General features: G+C 73.0%; 14 protein-coding genes and 1 pseudogene. 10 read left to right on the forward strand and 5 right to left on the reverse strand.

The window, feature by feature from the left end; genetic code table 11:
* Nucleotides 1–22: 22 nt before the first annotated feature.
* The gene (locus QF034_RS15485) at nt 23–1,582 is read left to right on the forward strand and encodes a hypothetical protein (RefSeq protein WP_307175517.1); all 1,560 of its coding nucleotides are present in this window, start codon (nt 23–25) and stop codon (nt 1,580–1,582) included.
* 22 nt (nt 1,583–1,604) lie between these two features.
* On the opposite strand, the gene QF034_RS15490 is transcribed toward QF034_RS15485, so the two are convergent.
* Entirely contained in the window at nt 1,605–2,018 is a 414-nt protein-coding gene (locus QF034_RS15490) for an organic hydroperoxide resistance protein (RefSeq protein WP_307175518.1), read from the reverse strand.
* A gap of 122 nt (nt 2,019–2,140) precedes the next feature.
* On the opposite strand from QF034_RS15490, the gene QF034_RS15495 reads away from it, so the two are divergent.
* Nucleotides 2,141–2,632 (forward strand): MarR family winged helix-turn-helix transcriptional regulator, encoded by a 492-nt coding sequence (locus tag QF034_RS15495; RefSeq protein ID WP_307175519.1) that lies wholly within the window; start codon nt 2,141–2,143, stop codon nt 2,630–2,632.
* Here QF034_RS15495 and QF034_RS15500 read toward each other — a convergent pair.
* Entirely contained in the window at nt 2,559–4,115 is a 1,557-nt protein-coding gene (locus QF034_RS15500; RefSeq protein ID WP_307179884.1) for a glycosyltransferase family 39 protein, read from the reverse strand. The two genes, QF034_RS15495 and QF034_RS15500, sit on opposite strands and share 74 nt — an antisense overlap.
* Before the next feature lie 157 nt (nt 4,116–4,272).
* Between QF034_RS15500 and QF034_RS15505 the strand changes: the two genes are divergently transcribed.
* Together QF034_RS15505 and galE are read left to right on the forward strand one after the other, a co-directional pair.
* The gene (locus QF034_RS15505) at nt 4,273–5,895 is read left to right on the forward strand and encodes a glycosyltransferase family A protein (protein ID WP_307175520.1); all 1,623 of its coding nucleotides are present in this window, start codon (nt 4,273–4,275) and stop codon (nt 5,893–5,895) included.
* 77 nt (nt 5,896–5,972) lie between these two features.
* Nucleotides 5,973–6,953 carry a UDP-glucose 4-epimerase GalE gene (galE, locus tag QF034_RS15510; RefSeq protein WP_307175521.1) on the forward strand — a complete coding sequence of 327 codons (981 nt, stop codon included), beginning with the start codon at nt 5,973–5,975 and terminating at the stop codon, nt 6,951–6,953.
* A gap of 19 nt (nt 6,954–6,972) precedes the next feature.
* Here the strand turns inward: galE and QF034_RS15515 are convergent, their stop codons facing one another.
* Nucleotides 6,973–7,599 carry a TetR/AcrR family transcriptional regulator gene (locus QF034_RS15515; RefSeq protein ID WP_086564412.1) on the reverse strand — a complete coding sequence of 209 codons (627 nt, stop codon included), beginning with the start codon at nt 7,597–7,599 and terminating at the stop codon, nt 6,973–6,975.
* A gap of 185 nt (nt 7,600–7,784) precedes the next feature.
* On the opposite strand from QF034_RS15515, the gene QF034_RS15520 reads away from it, so the two are divergent.
* The 6 genes and pseudogenes from QF034_RS15520 (at nt 7,785) to QF034_RS15545 (ending at nt 15,156) form a co-directional block, all read left to right on the forward strand.
* A complete protein-coding gene (locus tag QF034_RS15520; RefSeq protein WP_307175522.1) occupies nt 7,785–8,699 on the forward strand; it encodes an ABC transporter permease in 915 nt (304 codons plus the stop codon).
* Nucleotides 8,692–9,522, forward strand: a complete 831-nt coding sequence (locus tag QF034_RS15525; protein ID WP_307175523.1) for an ABC transporter ATP-binding protein — start codon at nt 8,692–8,694, stop codon at nt 9,520–9,522. The genes QF034_RS15520 and QF034_RS15525 overlap by 8 nt, the downstream gene beginning before the upstream one ends.
* An 865-nt stretch (nt 9,523–10,387) precedes the next feature.
* Nucleotides 10,388–11,807, forward strand: a pseudogene (locus QF034_RS41515) (CDP-glycerol glycerophosphotransferase family protein).
* Entirely contained in the window at nt 11,804–13,450 is a 1,647-nt protein-coding gene (locus tag QF034_RS15535; RefSeq protein WP_307175524.1) for a glycosyltransferase family 2 protein, read from the forward strand. The pseudogene QF034_RS41515 and the gene QF034_RS15535 overlap by 4 nt, the downstream one beginning before the upstream one ends.
* 135 nt (nt 13,451–13,585) lie before the next feature.
* Nucleotides 13,586–13,993 (forward strand): YciI family protein, encoded by a 408-nt coding sequence (locus tag QF034_RS15540; protein ID WP_307175525.1) that lies wholly within the window; start codon nt 13,586–13,588, stop codon nt 13,991–13,993.
* A 17-nt stretch (nt 13,994–14,010) separates the two neighbouring features.
* Nucleotides 14,011–15,156 (forward strand): RNA polymerase sigma factor, encoded by a 1,146-nt coding sequence (locus QF034_RS15545; protein ID WP_307179885.1) that lies wholly within the window; start codon nt 14,011–14,013, stop codon nt 15,154–15,156.
* A 49-nt stretch (nt 15,157–15,205) separates the two neighbouring features.
* Here QF034_RS15545 and QF034_RS15550 read toward each other — a convergent pair whose 3' ends face one another.
* A complete protein-coding gene (locus QF034_RS15550; RefSeq protein WP_307175526.1) occupies nt 15,206–16,690 on the reverse strand; it encodes a hypothetical protein in 1,485 nt (494 codons plus the stop codon).
* Nucleotides 16,674–17,132: a GtrA family protein gene (locus tag QF034_RS15555; RefSeq protein ID WP_307175527.1), complete on the reverse strand. Its 459-nt coding sequence runs from the start codon at nt 17,130–17,132 to the stop codon at nt 16,674–16,676. The genes QF034_RS15550 and QF034_RS15555 overlap by 17 nt, the downstream gene beginning before the upstream one ends.
* Nucleotides 17,133–17,202: the final 70 nt, after the last annotated feature.

The raw sequence follows: 17,202 nt of genomic DNA on the forward strand, positions 1-17,202 counted from the left end.
CCCTCCCCCTTCCGACAGTCCGGTGAGCGCCCACGTCCTCGTCCGGCGGACCGTGCGCGGCGCGACGGCGCTGCGCGGCGGCCGCGTGGGGCGCCCGACCCCGTACCAGTTCTTCGGCGCCCTGTTCTGGCTGGTGATGACGCTGGCGTACTGGCGGGTCCCGCTGTGCTGCGACGCCGGACAGCACGCGGCGGTCGTCGAGCGTCTCAAGGCCGACCTGCTGCACCCGGCCCACACCATGGCCGATCTGCCGGGCGAGGGCAGCCCGTACTACGGGCCGTACGCCGTCGCCCAGGGCGTCCTGGCGCGGCTGACGCGGCTGTCCGGCTGGGCGGTCGTGAAGCTCGCCGGGCCGGTGCACCTGCTGGTGCTGCTGACGGGGACCGGCCGTTTCGTCCGGGCCCTCACCCCGCGCCCGTGGGCGCCGGTCCTGGCGCTGCTGTTCATGACGCTGCTGTGGGGCACCGCGCGGATCCTGTGGAGCGGCTACCTCGGCCTGATGTCGATGACGACGAACCTGGGCTATCCGTCGGCGGTCGCGATCGGCGTGACGTTCTGGGCGTGGGCCTGGACCTGCGTGCGCGCCCGGGACGACGCCCCCGCGGTCCGCTTCGTCGGCCCGAGCGGGCTCGGCGGCTGGTGGGGGTACGCCGGGATCGGTGCCCTGTACGGGCTGATCCTGCTCACCCATCCCGTCACGGCGGCCTCGGCGCTCGTCGGGGCGGTGGCGATCGTGGCGTCACGGCAGCGGGGGTGGTGCCGGCCGGTCGTGGCGCGCTGGGCGCTCGCCGGTGGGGCCTGCGTGACGGTCGCCGTGTCGTGGCCGTACTACGACGTCCTGGCGCTGGTGGGCGACACCGGCATGGACGCGATGCACCGGCGGCTGTACGAGGGGATGCTCGCCAACTCCTGGCTGGCGCTGCTCGGCCTGCCCGCGCTGTGGGTGCGGGCCCGCGAGTCGGTGCGGGACCCGCTGGTGCTGATGTTCCTGCTGGAGTGCCTGCTCGTGGCATACGGCTGGGTGAGCGGGCACTACACCTACGCCCGGGCCCTGTGGGCGGTGCTGGTGCCGCTGCAGTTCGCGCTGGCGGTGGAGCTGGCGGCGCCCCGGCCGTGGCGGCGGGCCCGGCGGGTGCTGGGCGGGGCGGCGGCGGCCGGGGTATGCGTCGGGTTCGTCACCGTGCACGCCGGGGCGGTCGTGCCGCGCTCGGTCGACCCGGTGGGGTTCGCGCAGCCGACGCGCTGGCCGTCGTACGACTGGGCGGCGCGGCACATCGGGCCGGGCGAGGTGGTGATCACCGACGGGTATCTGGCCGGCCACTCCATCGCCGGGTACGGGCCGAACCTGGCCGCGCCCATCTGGCCCGACCCCGCCCTCGACGAGCGGGAGCGGCAGCGCCGGGCGGCTGACGTGCGCGCCTACCTGGCCCGCGACGCGACCCGCGCCGAGCGGGCCGCCGTCGTCCGCCGCTATCACGTGCGCTGGCTGCTGCTGACGCGCTGGCACCCGGTGCCCGAGGAGGCCGTGGTGGTGGCGTGGAGCAGACGGACGGGGGAGGTGCTGGCGCGGGTCGGGGGGTGACGTGCCGGTGCTGCTCGATCGCCTACTCGATGACGAGGTCGACGTCGATGTTGCCGCGGGTGGCGTTGGAGTACGGGCAGACCTGGTGGGCCTGCTCGACCAGCTTCCGGCCGGTCGCCTCGTCCACGCTGTCGGGAAGCTCCACGCGGAGGATCACGGCGAGCCCGAACCCCTCGCCCTGCTTGCCTATGGAGACCTCGGCGGTCACGGCGGCGTCGCTGACGTCGACCTTGGCCTGGCGGCCGACGAGGCCGAGGGCGCTGCCGAAGCAGGCGGCGTACCCGGCGGCGAAGAGCTGCTCGGGGTTGGTGCCCTGGCCGTTGCCGCCCATCGCCTGGGGCACGCCCAGCGCGAGGTCCAGCACACCGTCGGAGCTGACGGCGCGGCCGTCGCGGCCGTGGGTGGCGGTGGCGACAGCGGTGTAGAGCGCGTCCATGGAAGACCTTCCCTCTCACGTCATGGTTCGGCGACCCGCTTCCGGGCCGCCTGACACCCAGAATTAGAGCACACAATTAAGTTGTGTGCAATTGAATGGCGGGCACGAGCTACCCTGGAAGCATGAACACGCCGGACGACGACTGGCTCCGCCTGGACCAGCAGATCTGCTTCTCCCTGCACGCGGCCTCCCGCGCCTTCAACGGCGTCTACCGCGGAATCCTCAAGGACCTCGGGCTCACGTACCCGCAGTACCTGGTGATGCTGGTGCTGTGGGAACACGGAGAGCTGCCCGTGAAGAAGCTCGGGGAGCATCTGCGCCTGGACTCCGGCACGCTGTCGCCGCTGCTGAAGCGGCTGGAGGCGGCGGGGCTCGTGCGCCGGGAGCGCAGTGTGCGCGACGAGCGGTCGGTGGAGGTGCGGCTGACCGAGGAGGGCACGGCGCTGCGGGGGCGGGCACTTGAGGTGCCGCGCCGGATCGCCGCCTCGACGGGCTTCGGCCCGGACGAGATCCGCGCCCTGCGCGCCCGCCTCGACGAGCTCACCACGGCCCTGGACGCGGCGGCGCCGGCCGAGCCGGCGGGTGGTTCGCCTTCGGCAGGCCAGCGGTCGTAGCGGAGCCGGGCGGGTCATCCGTGGACGGTGTGTCCGCCGGGGTCTTCCGGACGTGGAGGCGCAGGATCACCCCGTCCCGGGCGTGTTCCTCCCGGACCGTGAACTCCTCCGCCAGGACGGCCAGTTTCGTGCGCTCGACCGGATCGCGCGGAGACCAGCGCGGATCCAGCGCGTATGCCTCGGCGACGATCCAGACGCGGTCCACCGAGCCCAGCCGGTGCCGCAGCTCCACGGGGGTCGCCTCACGGCCCCACAGTGTCCCGGACCGGGGCGCCGACTCCCGCAGCGCGATGTCCCGGACCTGCCGGAACCCCTTCGGGTAGGCCAGCGCGGCGAGCCTCCCGACCGACGGCACGAACAGCACCGGGTCGCCGGGGCGCATCTGGCGGATGGCGAGCGCGGAGACGACGGCGAGGTTGTCGGGGCGGTGGGCGGCGGACCGGTGCTGGCGGTGGACGGGGAGCTGCTGGACGAAGGCGGCGGCGAGGGCGAGGACGCCGGTGACGCCCAGCAGGGCCCGCACCCGACGGCCGCCGACCCGTACCCGCCGTCCGTCCCACCGCACCCGCCCCAGCGCTCCGGCCACCTGCCCGGCCCCGGCGGCCACCAGCAGGGACGCCCCAGCCAGGGAGTAGAGCACGTACCGGTCGTGGAACAGCGGCCGCGCCTGCGACACGGTCATGAGGATCACCGGCGGCACCAGCAGCAGCGGGAGCGCCACCGCCGCCAGTCGCCGCGTCCGGAGTCCGACCGCCATCAGCAGCAGCGATCCCCAGAAGGCCACCCCGTCCGGCCCCGGAGAGAAGTTCCGCACCAGCCTCCCGGCGCTGTCCCAGCCGGGTGACTCCAGCCACGCCACCTGCCCGGACTGCCCCTGCGACACCCACACCAGCGGCAGCAGGAGCAGGACCACCACCCCGGCCGCACGCCCCCACCCCGACCACACCGCCCTGGGCACCCGCAGCAGCGCCAGGGTCAGCGCGTGCGCGCAGAGCACCGGCACCGCCAGCTCGTGCAGCAGACAGGTCGGGGCGAGGACGGTCCCGTACGGCCACCAGGCCCGGGCGGTGGCCGCCTCCACCGCCCCGAGCAGCAGCAGCGTCGCCCCCGCCACGCCCGCCGCGACGAGCGCGTACGACCGTCCCTCCTGGGCGTAGTGGCCGGTCATCGGCGTGATCGCGTAGAGGAGACCGGCCCCCAGGCCGACCCGCGGCCCGGCCAGCCGGACGCCCAGGGCCGCGACCAGGCCGGCGGTCACCGTCGCCGCGCACACCGACGGCAGCCGCAGGACGACCTCGCCCGGGTGGACGGCGAGGACGGCGTGCATGAACAGGTAGTACAGGCCGTGCACCGCGTCCACGTCGTGCAGCAGCCGCCAGATCTGCGGCACCGTGCGCTGCGCGACCTGGAAGGTGACGCTCTCGTCGCCCCACATGCCACCGCGGTCCAGGCCCCACAGCCCGATCGCGAGCATCACCGCCATGGGAACCGCCACGGGAGCCGCCCCCGCACCGAACCGGCCGCTCCCCCTCGACTGTCCGCTCATCACGGCCCGATTCTGTGACGATATTCTGACTTTGGTGACACTTGGTGGTGTGTTACCACTTTCATGTCATTCGCCCGGCTTACGATCCGCCGTAATGAATGCCGCACAGCACCCCGAGAGGCCGAGGCCGCTCCCCCAGGTCGCCGTCGTGGTCATCGGCTACGACGACGCCGCCCATGTGACGGACGCCGTGCGCTCGGCGCTCGCCCAGGGCCCGGCCGTGCGCGAGGTCGTGGCCGTGGACGACTGCTCGGCGGACGGCAGCGCCGAGCTGCTCGGCCGGCTCGCCGCGTCGGAGCCCCGGCTGAAGGTCATCCGCCGCCGGGCCAACAGCGGCGGCTGCGGCACCCCGCGCAACACCGGACTCGACGCGGTGACGTCGCCGTACGTGATGTTCCTGGACAGCGACGACGTGCTGCCGCCCGGCGCGGTCGACGCGCTGCTCGACGCCGCGACGGGCGCGCACGCGGAGGTCGCGAGCGGCCTGTGCGTGCGCCGGGAACTGCCGTCGGGGCGCGAAGTGCCCTGGCAGGCGCGCCTGTACACGCTGCACGCCGTGGTACCGCACCCGGCGCAGCGCCCGCTCCTGGTCCACGACACGCTCTGCGTCAACAAGCTCTACCGCACCGGTTTCCTGCGCGAGCACGGCATCCGCTTCCCCGAGGGCCGCTTCCCCTACGAGGACGTCGTCTTCACCGCGCGCGTGCTGGCCGCGGCCCCGCGCATCGCCCTGGTCCCGGACCGGGTGTACGTCTGGCACGTGCGCCGCTCCGCCGAGCGGCTGTCGATCTCGCTGGACCGGGCCGGCGTCGGGAACTGGCGGGCCCGAACGGAGGCGTGCCGGCAGGCCTACGAGGCCCTGCTGGGCGCCGGGCAGAAGGAACTCGCGCGGGTCGCGCGCGCCAAGTTCCTCGACCACGACCTGCGGATGTACGTGCGGGAACTGGGGTTGCGCGACGTCGCCTACCGGCGCACGTGGTGGGAGCTCACGCGGGCGCATCTCGCGGAGTACGACGCGGACGACTGGGCCCGCAACCCGGCCGCTCCCGGCCGGCTGCTGGGGCGGGTCGTCCTGGCCTCCCCGGAGCCGCGCGACCTGGCCCGGCTGCGGGAGCTGGCGGCCCGCCCGGCCCGGCTGTACCCGCCGTACGCCCGGGCCGCGGACGGCACGCCCGTCTGGTCGGCGGACCTCCCGCAGGTCTCCCTGGAGCCCCTGCTCACCCGGCCCGTGCACGTGCTGCCCCTGGCCGTCGACGCGGAACTGCGGCCACGCGCGCGGGGCGCCCGGCTCCGGCTGCGCCTGCACGAGCTGTACGGCCGTGTGGCGCGGGCGGGCCCGGAGGCGGTGGAGGTGGAGTGGCGGCACCGGGACGACGGGGGCGAGGCGGTCCGCTGCACGACCGCGCTGGTGCCGTCGGCCGGCGCCTGGTCGGCGGAGACGACCGTGGACCTTGCCGCGCTGGCCGCGCCCGGCGTGGGCACCTGGGACCTGCGCCTTCGGATCCGCTTCCGCGACGGCGTGAGCCGCGAGGTCACGGCGCACGCCCTTACGGGCGCCGGTCTGCTGCGTCGCAGCGCCGTCCCGAGCGCCCGGCACGGCGTAGTACTCGTACAGCCGTACGCCACCCACTCGGCCGCGCTGGCGCTGCGCGTGGCACCCGGCGTACGTGGTGTGCTGTCCGTCGTACGCGGAAGGCTGCGCCGCCTGCTTCACTGAGAGCACGACGGCGTATCGGCACAGAGCACCACCAACGAGCACCACCCTGGGCCAACTGACGAGGGGGACGGCCGCACATGACCTGGTTGATCACCGGCGGCGCCGGCTACATCGGAGCGCACGTCGTACGGGCGATGACCGCGGCGGGCGAACAGGCGGTGGTGTACGACGACCTGTCCACCGGCATCGCCGAGCGCGTGCCCGCCGGGGTGCCGCTGGTGGTGGGCTCGACGCTGGACGGCGAGCGGCTCGCGCGCGCCCTCGCGGAGCACTCGGTCACCGGCGTCCTCCACCTCGCGGCGAAGAAGCAGGTGGGCGAGTCGGTGGAGCGGCCGCTGCACTACTACCGGGAGAACGTCGAGGGCCTGCGGGTCCTGCTGGACGCCGTGACGGCGGCTCAGGTGCCGTCCTTCGTCTTCTCCTCCTCGGCGGCGGTGTACGGCATGCCGGACGTGGACCTGGTCACGGAGGAGACGCCCTGCGTGCCCATGTCGCCCTACGGCGAGACGAAGCTGGCCGGTGAGTGGCTGGTCCGGGCGACGGGCCGGGCGACCGGGCTGTCGACCGCGTCCCTGCGCTACTTCAACGTGGCCGGCGCGGCGAGCCCGGAGCTCGCGGACGTCGGCGTGTTCAACCTCGTCCCGATGGTCTTCGAGAAGCTCACCGAGGACGCCTCGCCGCGGGTCTTCGGCGACGACTACCCGACCCCGGACGGCACCTGCGTACGCGACTACATCCACGTCGTCGACCTGGCCGAGGCTCATGTCGCCGCGGCCCGGGCGCTGCGCTCCTCCCCCGGCCGCGGCCTCACGCTCAACATCGGCCGGGGCGAGGGCGTCTCCGTCCGCGAGATGATCGACCGCATCAACGCGGTGACCGGCTACGACCGGCCGCCCACGGTCATGCCCCGCCGCCCGGGCGACCCGGCCCGCGTCGTGGCCTCGGCCGACCGCGCGGCCGCGGAGCTGGGCTGGAAGGCCCGGCACGACGTCCAGGACATGATCACCTCGGCGTGGGAGGGCTGGGTGCGTCTGCATCCGGAGGCGGCGCGGGCCTGATCCGAGCCGTCCGGCAGGACTACAACGCCTTCAACGCCCCCGCCGTGGCCCGGGCCAGTGACCCCAGGTACCCCTTGGGCAGCTTCGGGCTGCGGATCACCACCGAGCGCCAGTAGAGCGGGCCGGAGATCAGGTCGAGGGCCAGGTCGTGGTCGAGGCCCCGGCGGACTTCACCGCGGGCTTCGGCCGCCGTGACGATGCCGGTCGCGACCCCGTCCTGGCCCTCGCGCAGGGCCTTCTGGAGGGCCTCGGCGATCTCGGGATTGCGGGCCGCCTCGGCCTGGAGGTCGGGGATGACCTGCGAGGCGACGGGGTGTCGCAGGGCCCGGGACGTCACCTCGTACAGCAGCCGCAGGTCGCCCTCCAGGGAGCCGGTGTCCGGCACGGGCAGGCCCTGCACGGCGAGTGCCGAGACGATGTCGAGGACCAGGTGCAGCTTGGAGCGCCAGCGGCGGTACACCGCCGTCTTCCCGACCCCCGCCCGGCGCGCGATCCCCTCGATGGACATCCGCGCGTAGCCGACGGCCGCGAGCTCCTCGAAGACGGCCGCCCGGATGGCTTCCGTCACGTCCTCCCGCAGTACGGCGGCCCCCGCGGGGGCCCGGCGGCGCGGGGGCTGCTGGGGCTCGTCGGGCTTCGTCGTCATGCCGACAGCATAGGGCGTCACGACGAAACGGTTGCGTTCCGACGTGCCGACGACATACGCTCGCGTTGCGACGATACGGTCCCGTCCCGACGCAAGAAGTCGTGAAGAGTCCGGTAAGAACCGCCCCGTCCCCTCACTCTTCACGACCCCATAGGTCCCACACCCCCCGAACGAAAGCAGCGGATGTGAGCCAGGTCCTCCACACACCGCCCCAAGCACCGGCCCCGGCCGACGACGACCTCGCGGCCCTCGCCGCTCGCCACGGCCTGACCGTCAGCGGCGCCCGTCCCGCCCTGCCCGAGTACGTCCGCCGGCTGTGGGCCCGCCGCCACTTCATCACCGCGTTCGCCACCGCCAAGCTCACCGCCCAGTACAGCCAGGCGAAGCTCGGCCAGGTCTGGCAGGTGATGACCCCGCTGCTGAACGCGGCGGTCTACTACTTCATCTTCGGCGTGCTGCTCGGCACCAAGCACGGCGTGCCGGACTACATCCCGTTCCTGGTCACGGGCGTGTTCATCTGGACGTTCACGCAGAGCTCGATCATGGCGGGCACCCGCGCCATCTCCGGCAACCTCGGCCTGGTGCGCGCCCTGCACTTCCCGCGCGCCGCGCTGCCCCTGTCGTTCTGCCTCCAGCAGCTCCAGCAGCTGCTGTTCTCCATGGGCGCCCTGGTCGTCATCCTGCTCTGCTTCGGCGTGCCGGTCGGCGTGTCCTGGCTGCTGGCGCTGCCGGCACTGTTCCTGCAGTTCACGTTCAACGCGGGCGTCTCCATGGTCATGGCCCGGATGGGCGCCAAGACCCCGGACATCGCCCAGCTGATGCCGTTCGTGCTGCGCACCTGGATGTACGTGTCGGGCGTCATGTGGAGCATCGACAAGCTGGCGCAGAAGGACAGCCTGCCCCACGTGGTGACACTCGCGCTGGCCGCCAACCCGGCCGCCGTCTACATCGACCTGATGCGCTTCGCCCTGATCGACAGCTTCCACGCGAGCCAGCTCCCGCCCCATGTGTGGGCGCTCGCCGCCGGCTGGGCACTGGTCGCCGGTGTCGGCGGTTTCATCTACTTCTGGAAGGCTGAGGAGACGTACGGCCGTGGCTGACCTCACCAACGACAGGATCCCCACCGTCGTCGCCGACGGCGTCGACATCGTCTACCGCGTCAACGGCACCGGCGCCGGACGCGGCTCCGCGACCGCCGCCCTCAACCGCATCGTGCGCCGCAAGCAGACGGAGAAGGCGTCGGGCGTGCGCCGGGTGCACGCCGTGAGGAACGTGTCCTTCGTCGCCTACCGGGGCGAGGCCATCGGCCTGATCGGCACCAACGGCTCCGGCAAGTCGACCCTGCTGAAGGCCGTCGCCGGGCTCCTCCCCGTGGAGAACGGCCATATCTACACCGACGGCCAGCCCTCCCTGCTCGGCGTCAACGCGGCCCTGATGAACGACCTGACCGGGGAGCGCAACGTGCACCTCGGCGGCCTGGCCATGGGCATGTCCCGCGAGCAGGTCAGGGACCGCTACCAGGAGATCGTCGACTTCTCCGGCATCAACGACAAGGGTGACTTCATCACGCTGCCGATGCGCACGTACTCCTCCGGCATGGCCGCGCGGCTGCGGTTCTCCATCGCCGCCGCCAAGGACCACGACGTGCTGCTGATCGACGAGGCACTGGCCACCGGCGACCGCTCCTTCCAGAAGCGCTCCGAGGACCGCATCCGCGAGCTGCGCAAGCACGCCGGCACGGTGTTCCTGGTCAGCCACAACAACAAGTCGATCCGTGACACCTGCGACCGCGTGCTGTGGCTGGAGCGCGGGGAACTGCGTATGGACGGGCCGACGGAGGACGTCCTGAAGGAGTACGAGGCGTTCACCGGCGACAAGTCCCCCCAGGCCAAGCCGAAGCCCAAGGCGCCCGTTCCCTCGTGAGGCGCACCCCGGCCGGTCCTTTTGCCGCATTGATGACACCATGACCGCATAAGGCCCGCCTGGTGCGCCGAGAGGGAGGAGCCCCGTGATGCCCGAGCTCAGCGTCATCGTCCACGGGCCGAACGTTCAGGACCATCTGACGGAACTCCTCGACTCCCTCGCCGCCCATCCGCTGCCGGACGCCGAGCTGATCGTGGCCGCGGTCGGCGACTGGGCCCGGGAGACGGCCGAGCGGCACGCCCCGGATGTGCAGGTCGTCCCGCTGGCGGAGGGCACGGGCGACGCCGCGGCCCGGGCGGCGGGCGCGGCGCGGGCCTCCGGGCGCTGGCTGCACTTCGTCCACGCCAAGGACGGCCTGCCCGCCGGCGCCCCGCGCACGGTCGCCGAGCGGGTGGCCGAGCTGCCCGGCGAAGTGGACGTCCTGCTCCTGGACCACGTCCGCAGCACCTGGCACACCTCCGGCATGCCCTCCCAGGACGGCTCCCTGCTGGCCCGGGCGGGCCGTGCCGACGTCGCCCTCGACGACTGCGCGCCGCTGCTGCGCCTGACCCCGCTGCTCGGCACCCGCGTGCTGCGCGCGGACTTCTGGCGGGCGCACGAGCAGCAGCTCACCACCGACGACGAGCCGTACGCCGCCCTGGCCGCCCTGCTGCTCGCCGAGCGCGTCGCCTGCCTCCCGCACGTCGCCTACGAGGACCGCCGGCTGCGCCCCGCGAGCCTGCCCCCGGCTACCCCCGAGCAGCACTACGGCCTCGTCGGGCGCTACGAGTCGCTCCTCGACCTCACCCGGGACCGCCGCGCCGCCCACGCCGTGCTCTACGACGTGATGGTCCGCGACTGTCTGCGCACCTTCGCGCGCGGCGGCATGCCGGAGGAGATCGCGCGGGAGTTCTTCCGCCGGGCGTCTCTGGCCGCCCTGCGCCGCCGCCCCGAGGGCTACCGGCGCCCGGCCGGACTCGAAGGCGTCCGCCGCTCCCTGCTTGAAGAGGGCGCCTACGGCAGGTACCGGGCCTTCCAGGCCGTCAACCGCACCCGCCGCACCGCCAAGTCGGCCGTACGGGCCCGCAGGCGGCAGGCCGGCGCCAAGCTCCGCGACCACCAGTACCGCAGGGCGCTCGGCCGCCCGGTCAACCCCCACCTGGCGGTGTTCGCGGCCTACTGGAACCGCGGCGTCGCCTGCAACCCGGCCGCGATCGCCGCGAAGCTCGCCGAACTGGCCCCGCAGATCCACCCGGTGTGGGTGGTGACCGAGGAGAACGCGGCCCTGCTGCCGCCCGGCACCGACCACGTCGTGCCCGGCACCCGCCGCTACTGGGAGGTGCTGGCGACCGCCAAGTACCTCGTCAACAACGTCAACTTCCCCAACGCGGTGGTCAAACGCCCCGACGCGATCCACGTCCAGACCCACCACGGCACGCCGCTGAAGCGCATGGGCATCGACCAGATGGCGTACCCGGCGGCCGCGCAGGGCCTGGACTTCCAGGCCCTGCTGGAGCGCATCGACAAGTGGGACTACAGCGTCTCCGCCAACAGCCACACCACGCGCATGTGGGAGCGCGCGTACCGCGTCGCACTACGTCTCCCTCGACCACGGCTATCCGCGCAACGACGTCTACTACACGGCCGGCGCCGAGGACATCCGCAGGGTCCGCGACAGGCTCGGCATCGCGCCGGGCCGCCGGGCCGTCCTCTACGCGCCCACCCACCGCGACTACGAGGCCGGCTGGACCCCCCGCCTGGACCTCGCCGCCCTCGCCGACCGCCTCGGCGAGGACACGGTCCTGCTCGTCCGCGGCCACTACTTCTACGGCGGCGCGGCCTCCCCGCTCACCAACCTGCGCCGCACGGGCCGGATCATCGACGTCTCCTCCTACGACCCCGTGGAGGAGCTGTGCCTGGCGGCGGACGCCCTGGTCACGGACTACTCCTCGATCATGTTCGACTACGCCAACCTCGACCGCCCGATCGTGATCCACGCCGACGACTGGGAGACGTACCGCACCACCCGCGGCGTCTACTTCGACCTGATGGCCGAGGCCCCGGGCCCCGTCGCCCGCACCCAGGAGGAGCTGACGCAGATCCTCGCCGGCGAGGCCTGGCGCGACGAGGGCGCGGCGAAGACCCGGGCCGTCTTCCGGCGCCGGTTCTGCGAGTACGACGACGGACGTGCCGCCGAACGCGTCGTCCGCCGGGTCTTCCTCGGCCAGGACGAACGGTCCCTGCCGCCGGTGCTGCCCATCGAGGAACGCACCCCGGCCCCGACCCCGCAGGAGGCGACCGCATGAGCACCCCCGACGTCACCGTGACGGTCATCGTCTACAACGACGCCGAACGCCTCACCCGCGCGGTCGACTCGGTCCGCCGGCAGACCCACGCGAACGTGGAGATCGTCATCAGCGACGACCACTCGACGGACGAGACCCCCGAGGTCGCACGGCGTCTGGCCGCCGAGGATCCCCGCATCCGCCACCTCCGCCTGGAACGCAACAGCGGCGGATGCAGCGCTCCGCGCAACCGCGCCCTGGAGATCGCCCGGGCGCCGTACCTGATGTTCCTCGACAGCGACGACGAACTCCCCGAGGACGCCGTCGCACTGCTGTTCGCCGCGCACCGCGAACGCGAGATCGACTTCGCGATGGGCGCGGTGCAGCGGATCCGGGTCGACAACGGCCGCCGCTCGACGTGGATGCCGCACCTGGTCGCCGAGCGCCGCACCCTGGAGGGCATCGAGGCCGACCCGCGGCTGTTCTTCGAGCACCTCTCCACCAGCAAGATGTACGCCCGCGCCTTCCTCGACCGGCACGGCCTGCGCTTCCCCGAGGGCATCCACTACGAGGACCAGCTGTTCTCGGCGCAGGCGTACTGCCTGGCCAAGGCGTTCACGATCATCCCGGAGCCGGTCTACCGCTGGTACGTCGCCCCGTTCGCCGCCTTTGACGCGGCCTCGATATCCAACCAGCGGCACAAGCTCGCCAACGTCCGCGACCGCATCCACGTCCAGCACCTCATCGACGCGTTCCTGGCGGAGAGCGGCCACGAGTCGCTGCGGGAGGACAAGGACCACAAGTTCCTCAAGCACGACTTCCGGATGTACGCCGGTGACCTGCCCTACCGGGACGAGGAGTGGCTGTCCTCCTTCGCGGACATCGTCACGCCGTACCTGGACACGCTCACGCCGGGCGCGTTCGCCCGCCTCCCCCGCGCCGAGCGCGTGGTCCTCCAGCTGATCCGCGACCGCCGTCTGCCGGAGGCGAGGCTGGCGGCACGGGGCCTGGGCCACGGCGTGGCCCCGAGGCAGGTCACGACGGACGGGGAGGGCCGCATGTACTGGGGCGACCGGATCCCCGCCTCCGCCTGGTCCCGCCGCGAACTGGACATCTCGGATCTGGAGCTGGAGACGCGGCCCTTCCCGAGCGCCCAGTTCCGCCACGAGATCACGGAGATCACCCGGGGCCCGGGCGCCTCGGTCGACCTCACCGTCCGCACCTACGATCCGGCCCTGCGCCTCCCGGTCGGCCCGCAACGCGCGACCCTCCTCATCGCCCCGGGCCGACGCCGGCTGCGCGTCCCGTTCCGCCTCTCGCCCGTCCGCCCCGGCATCTTCGAGGGCCACGCCCATCTGGACCTGGCGGCGGCGCCGCTCCCCTTCCATGGCTTCGCCGGAGTCCGTCACCCCTTGCTCCGCCTGGAACACCAGGGCTTGGGCCACACGGGCCTGCTCCTGGCGCCCCTGACGTTCCCGACCCTGACCACGCAGGTCCCCCACCACCGTCTGACCCTGGAACCGGAGGGGCACGGCCCGGGCCGCCTGCAGGTCCGCTGGGAACCACTCGGCCTGACGGCGGCCCTGATCCGCCCGCTGACCCGCCGCGTGGCACGGCCCCGGGTGAAGAGGGCGGCACGCTTGGTGGCGAGCGCGCTGAAGTGAGCCGGGCCACCAGAAATGGGCCGGGCCAAAAAAATCCACGCGGATGTCGACGGGGATGTCGAGAACCCGCGTCCGGCTCCGTCCCCGGGGTGAACGCGACCACAATGGGTCGCACCAGGACCGAGGAGAACCACGATGGCCAAGTACCTGCTGCTGAAGCACTACCGCGGTGCCCCGGCTTCGGCCAACGACGTGCCGATGGACCAGTGGAGCCCGGAGGAGATCTCGGCCCACCTGCAGTACATGCGCGACTTCGCGGCCAAGCTGGAGAAGACCGGCGAGTTCGTCGACAGCCAGGCGCTCGCGCCCGAGGGAACGTGGGTCCGCTACGACGGTGAGGGGCGTCCGCCGGTCACCGACGGGCCGTTCGCCGAGACCAAGGACCTCATCGCCGGCTGGATGGTGATCGACGTCGACAGCTACGAGCGGGCCGTGGAGCTGGCCGGGGAACTGTCGGCCGCCCCCGGTGCGGGCGGGAAGCCCATCCACGAGTGGCTGGAACTGCGCCCGTTCTACGGCGTGCAGACCACCATCACGGAGTGACCTCTCGGGTGACCGGGATGAACGAGGCCCTGCTCAGGAGCCTCACGCCGAGCGTGCTCACCGTTCTCGTCCGCCGCGGAGCCGACTTCGCGGCGGCCGAGGACGCCGTGCAGGACGCTCTGGTCGAGGCGCTCCGGGTCTGGGCGTCCGATCCCCCGCGGGATGCCAAGGGCTGGCTGGTGACCGTGGCCTGGCGCAAGTTCCTCGACGCGACGCGCGCCGACACCGCCCGCCGACGGCGTGAGGACCGCGTCGAGGAGGAGCCGGCGCCCGGGCCGGCGCCCGCGGTGGACGACACGCTCCAGCTCTACTTCCTGTGCGCCCACCCGTCGCTGACCCCGGCATCGGCGGTCGCGCTCACGCTGCGCGCCGTCGGCGGGCTGACCACCCGCCAGATCGCCGAGGCCTACCTGGTGCCCGAGGCGACCATGGCGCAGCGCATCAGCCGGGCCAAGCGCACCGTCTCCGACGTGCGCTTCGACCGGCCCGGCGACGTCGCCACCGTGCTGCGCGTCCTCTACCTCGTGTTCAACGAGGGCTACTCCGGCGACGTCGACCTCGCCGCCGAGGCCATCCGGCTCACCCAGCAGCTCGCCGCGTCCATCAACCACCCCGAGGTGGCCGGGCTGCTCGCCCTCATGCTGCTCCACCACGCCCGGCGCGCCGCCCGGACCGCGCCCGACGGCAGCCTGGTGCCGCTCGCCGAGCAGGACCGCGGCCGGTGGGACACCGCGTTGATCGCCGAGGGCGTCGGGATCCTCCAGGCGGCCCTCGCCCGGGACCGACTGGGCGAGTTCCAGGCCCAGGCCGCCATCGCGGCACTCCACGCCGACGCGCCCACCGCCGAGGAGACAGACTGGGTCCAGATCGTCGAGTGGTACGACGAGCTCGCGCGCCTGACCGACAGCCCGGTCGTCCGGCTCAACCGCGCGGTCGCCGTCGGGGAGGCCGACGGACCGCGCGCGGGCCTCGCGGCACTCGCGGCGCTGGACGCCTCACTGCCCCGCCACACCGCGGTGGCGGCGTACCTCCACGAGCGCGACGGCGACCCGGCGACAGCGGCACGGCTGTACGCCGAGGCGGCCCACAAGGCACCCAACCTCGCCGAGCGGGACCACCTGACACGCCAGGCCGCCCGGCTCAACGCCCGCCGAGACCGCTGACGGGCCCGGCCGGGGGCGGCGTCCTGAGGCTCCAAGCGCCGAGCACCGGTCACCGCACCACCGCGTACAACACCTGCCCTTCCGGCCCCCGCGTCACCTCACGCAACCCCACACCACGTTTCCCGGCCGCCCCCTTGTCCACCACCCACCGCACCCCGTACTCGCGGAGAATCTCCTCCCGCTCCCGGCCCGGCGTCCCCTCCCCGAAATACCTCCGCACAGCCGCCGCCCGCCGCCTCTCCCCCGCCAGAAAGAAGTCGGGATACCCGGGCGCCACGGTGTACGCCCCGTACGCCGGGATCTGCCGGGCCGGCCGGCCCTCCCGGGCCATCACCACATCCCCGTACTTCACCCACGGCGTCATCCAGAAGTAGCCCGCCCAAGGCCGCCGGTACTTCTCCGCGACGGCCTCCGGCAGATCCCCCCGCTTCACCACGTACCCGACCGTCCCCACCTGTGTCCAAGCCCCCACGACCAACGCCGCCCCCAGCACACACGCCCATCCCACCCGAGCTCCCCGCCGCCCGGCCTCCCCCACCTGTACCGCCACAGCCACCTGCGCCGGAATCAGCGCCGCCGGCAGCGCCCGCCCCCACGACCAGTGCCCGCTCACCCCGCCCGCCGCCACCACAGCGACCCCCAGCACGAAGAACAGCACCAGCGGATCCCACCGGTCCCGCCGCCACCGCATCCCCAGCGCCGCCACCCCGAGCAGCACCAGCCAGTACCGCCCGACCAGGTCCTCGTACAACGGCCGATGGACCGACTCCAGATCAGCCCCGGCCCCGAACAGCGCGAAGAAGTCGTAGTACGGCCACAGCAGCAGCACGACCAGCCCCAGCACCAGCCCACCACCCAGCCGGAGCCACACCGCCCGGCCCGGCCGCGCGGCCACCACGGTCGCGAGCGCCCCCAGCGTGGCCACCACCCCCGAGAACTGATGGCACAGCAGGATCACCGCCCACAGTGCCCCCAGCCCCAGCCACACGTCCCACCCCGCGTCACCCCCACCGTCACCGCGCGCCGCCCGGGCGAGCCACGCCCAGAAGTGGAACGCGAGCCCCAGGGCGAACACGCTCGGATACGACACCGTCAGCGCGAGCGAGTTGAGCCCGTAGAAGCCGCTCCAGTTGAACAGGACCGTCCCCCACAGGAACAGCAGGCTCAGTACGGCCAGTGGGGGCGCGGCACGATGGCCGCTCAGCGTCCGCACGTACCGCCACACCCCCGACAGCAGCAGCGCGAGCCCGGCCAGCGCCCCCAGCCGCAGCACCACGAAGACCGACAGTCCGCTCACCCGGGCGACGCAGCCGAGCACCAGCATCCAGGGCGAGTAGTACGGGCTCGGCGTGTCCGCGTCGACGAGCGGGTTGCCCGGGTCGACGAGATCGTGGCGCAGCCGCTGGACGGTCGCGGCGTGCATGCCGAGGTCCCCGGCCCACGGCAGCCGGACGATCACGAGGACCAGCAGCAGGACGACCACCGCGGTGGCCGCCTGCGCGGCGAGGGCCGCCGGTCTAGGTGCGGTGTGCATCGTGCTGGAACACCCAGGTGCGGTAGACGAGGAAGCGGAAGGCGGAGGCCAGCACGATGGAAGCCGCCTTGACCGCGTTGGACTCGAAGGGACCGGTCAGGCCGAGCCCGTGATATCCGACGTAGAACAGCCCGGTCTCCATGGCCACGCCGATTCCGCTGAAGCCGAAGAACAGCGCGATCTGGCGCCGGGTCCGGGACGCCCTGTCCCGGTAGGCGAAATACCGGAACCCGAGGTAATTGGTGCCCATGGCGATCAGGCTGGCCAGCACGGTCGCCGGCATGGCGGCCCGGTGCAGCCCGTGCAGGAGCACGTTGAACACCAGGAAGTTCACCGCGATGCCGCTCCCGCCGACCAGCGCGAAGCGCGCCACTTCGACGACGACGCGCTTCACCGGCGGGGCGGGAGCGGCCACTCGCTCCCCGGAGAGGTTCACTGTCACGCCCTAAGCCTTAGCCGGAAACGGTAAGTCCTCCACTCGAACCGCCCTAAGGCACGCCAAGAAGAAAGCG

The organism is Streptomyces africanus, assembly GCF_030816955.1.
Classification (GTDB): domain Bacteria; phylum Actinomycetota; class Actinomycetes; order Streptomycetales; family Streptomycetaceae; genus Streptomyces; species Streptomyces africanus.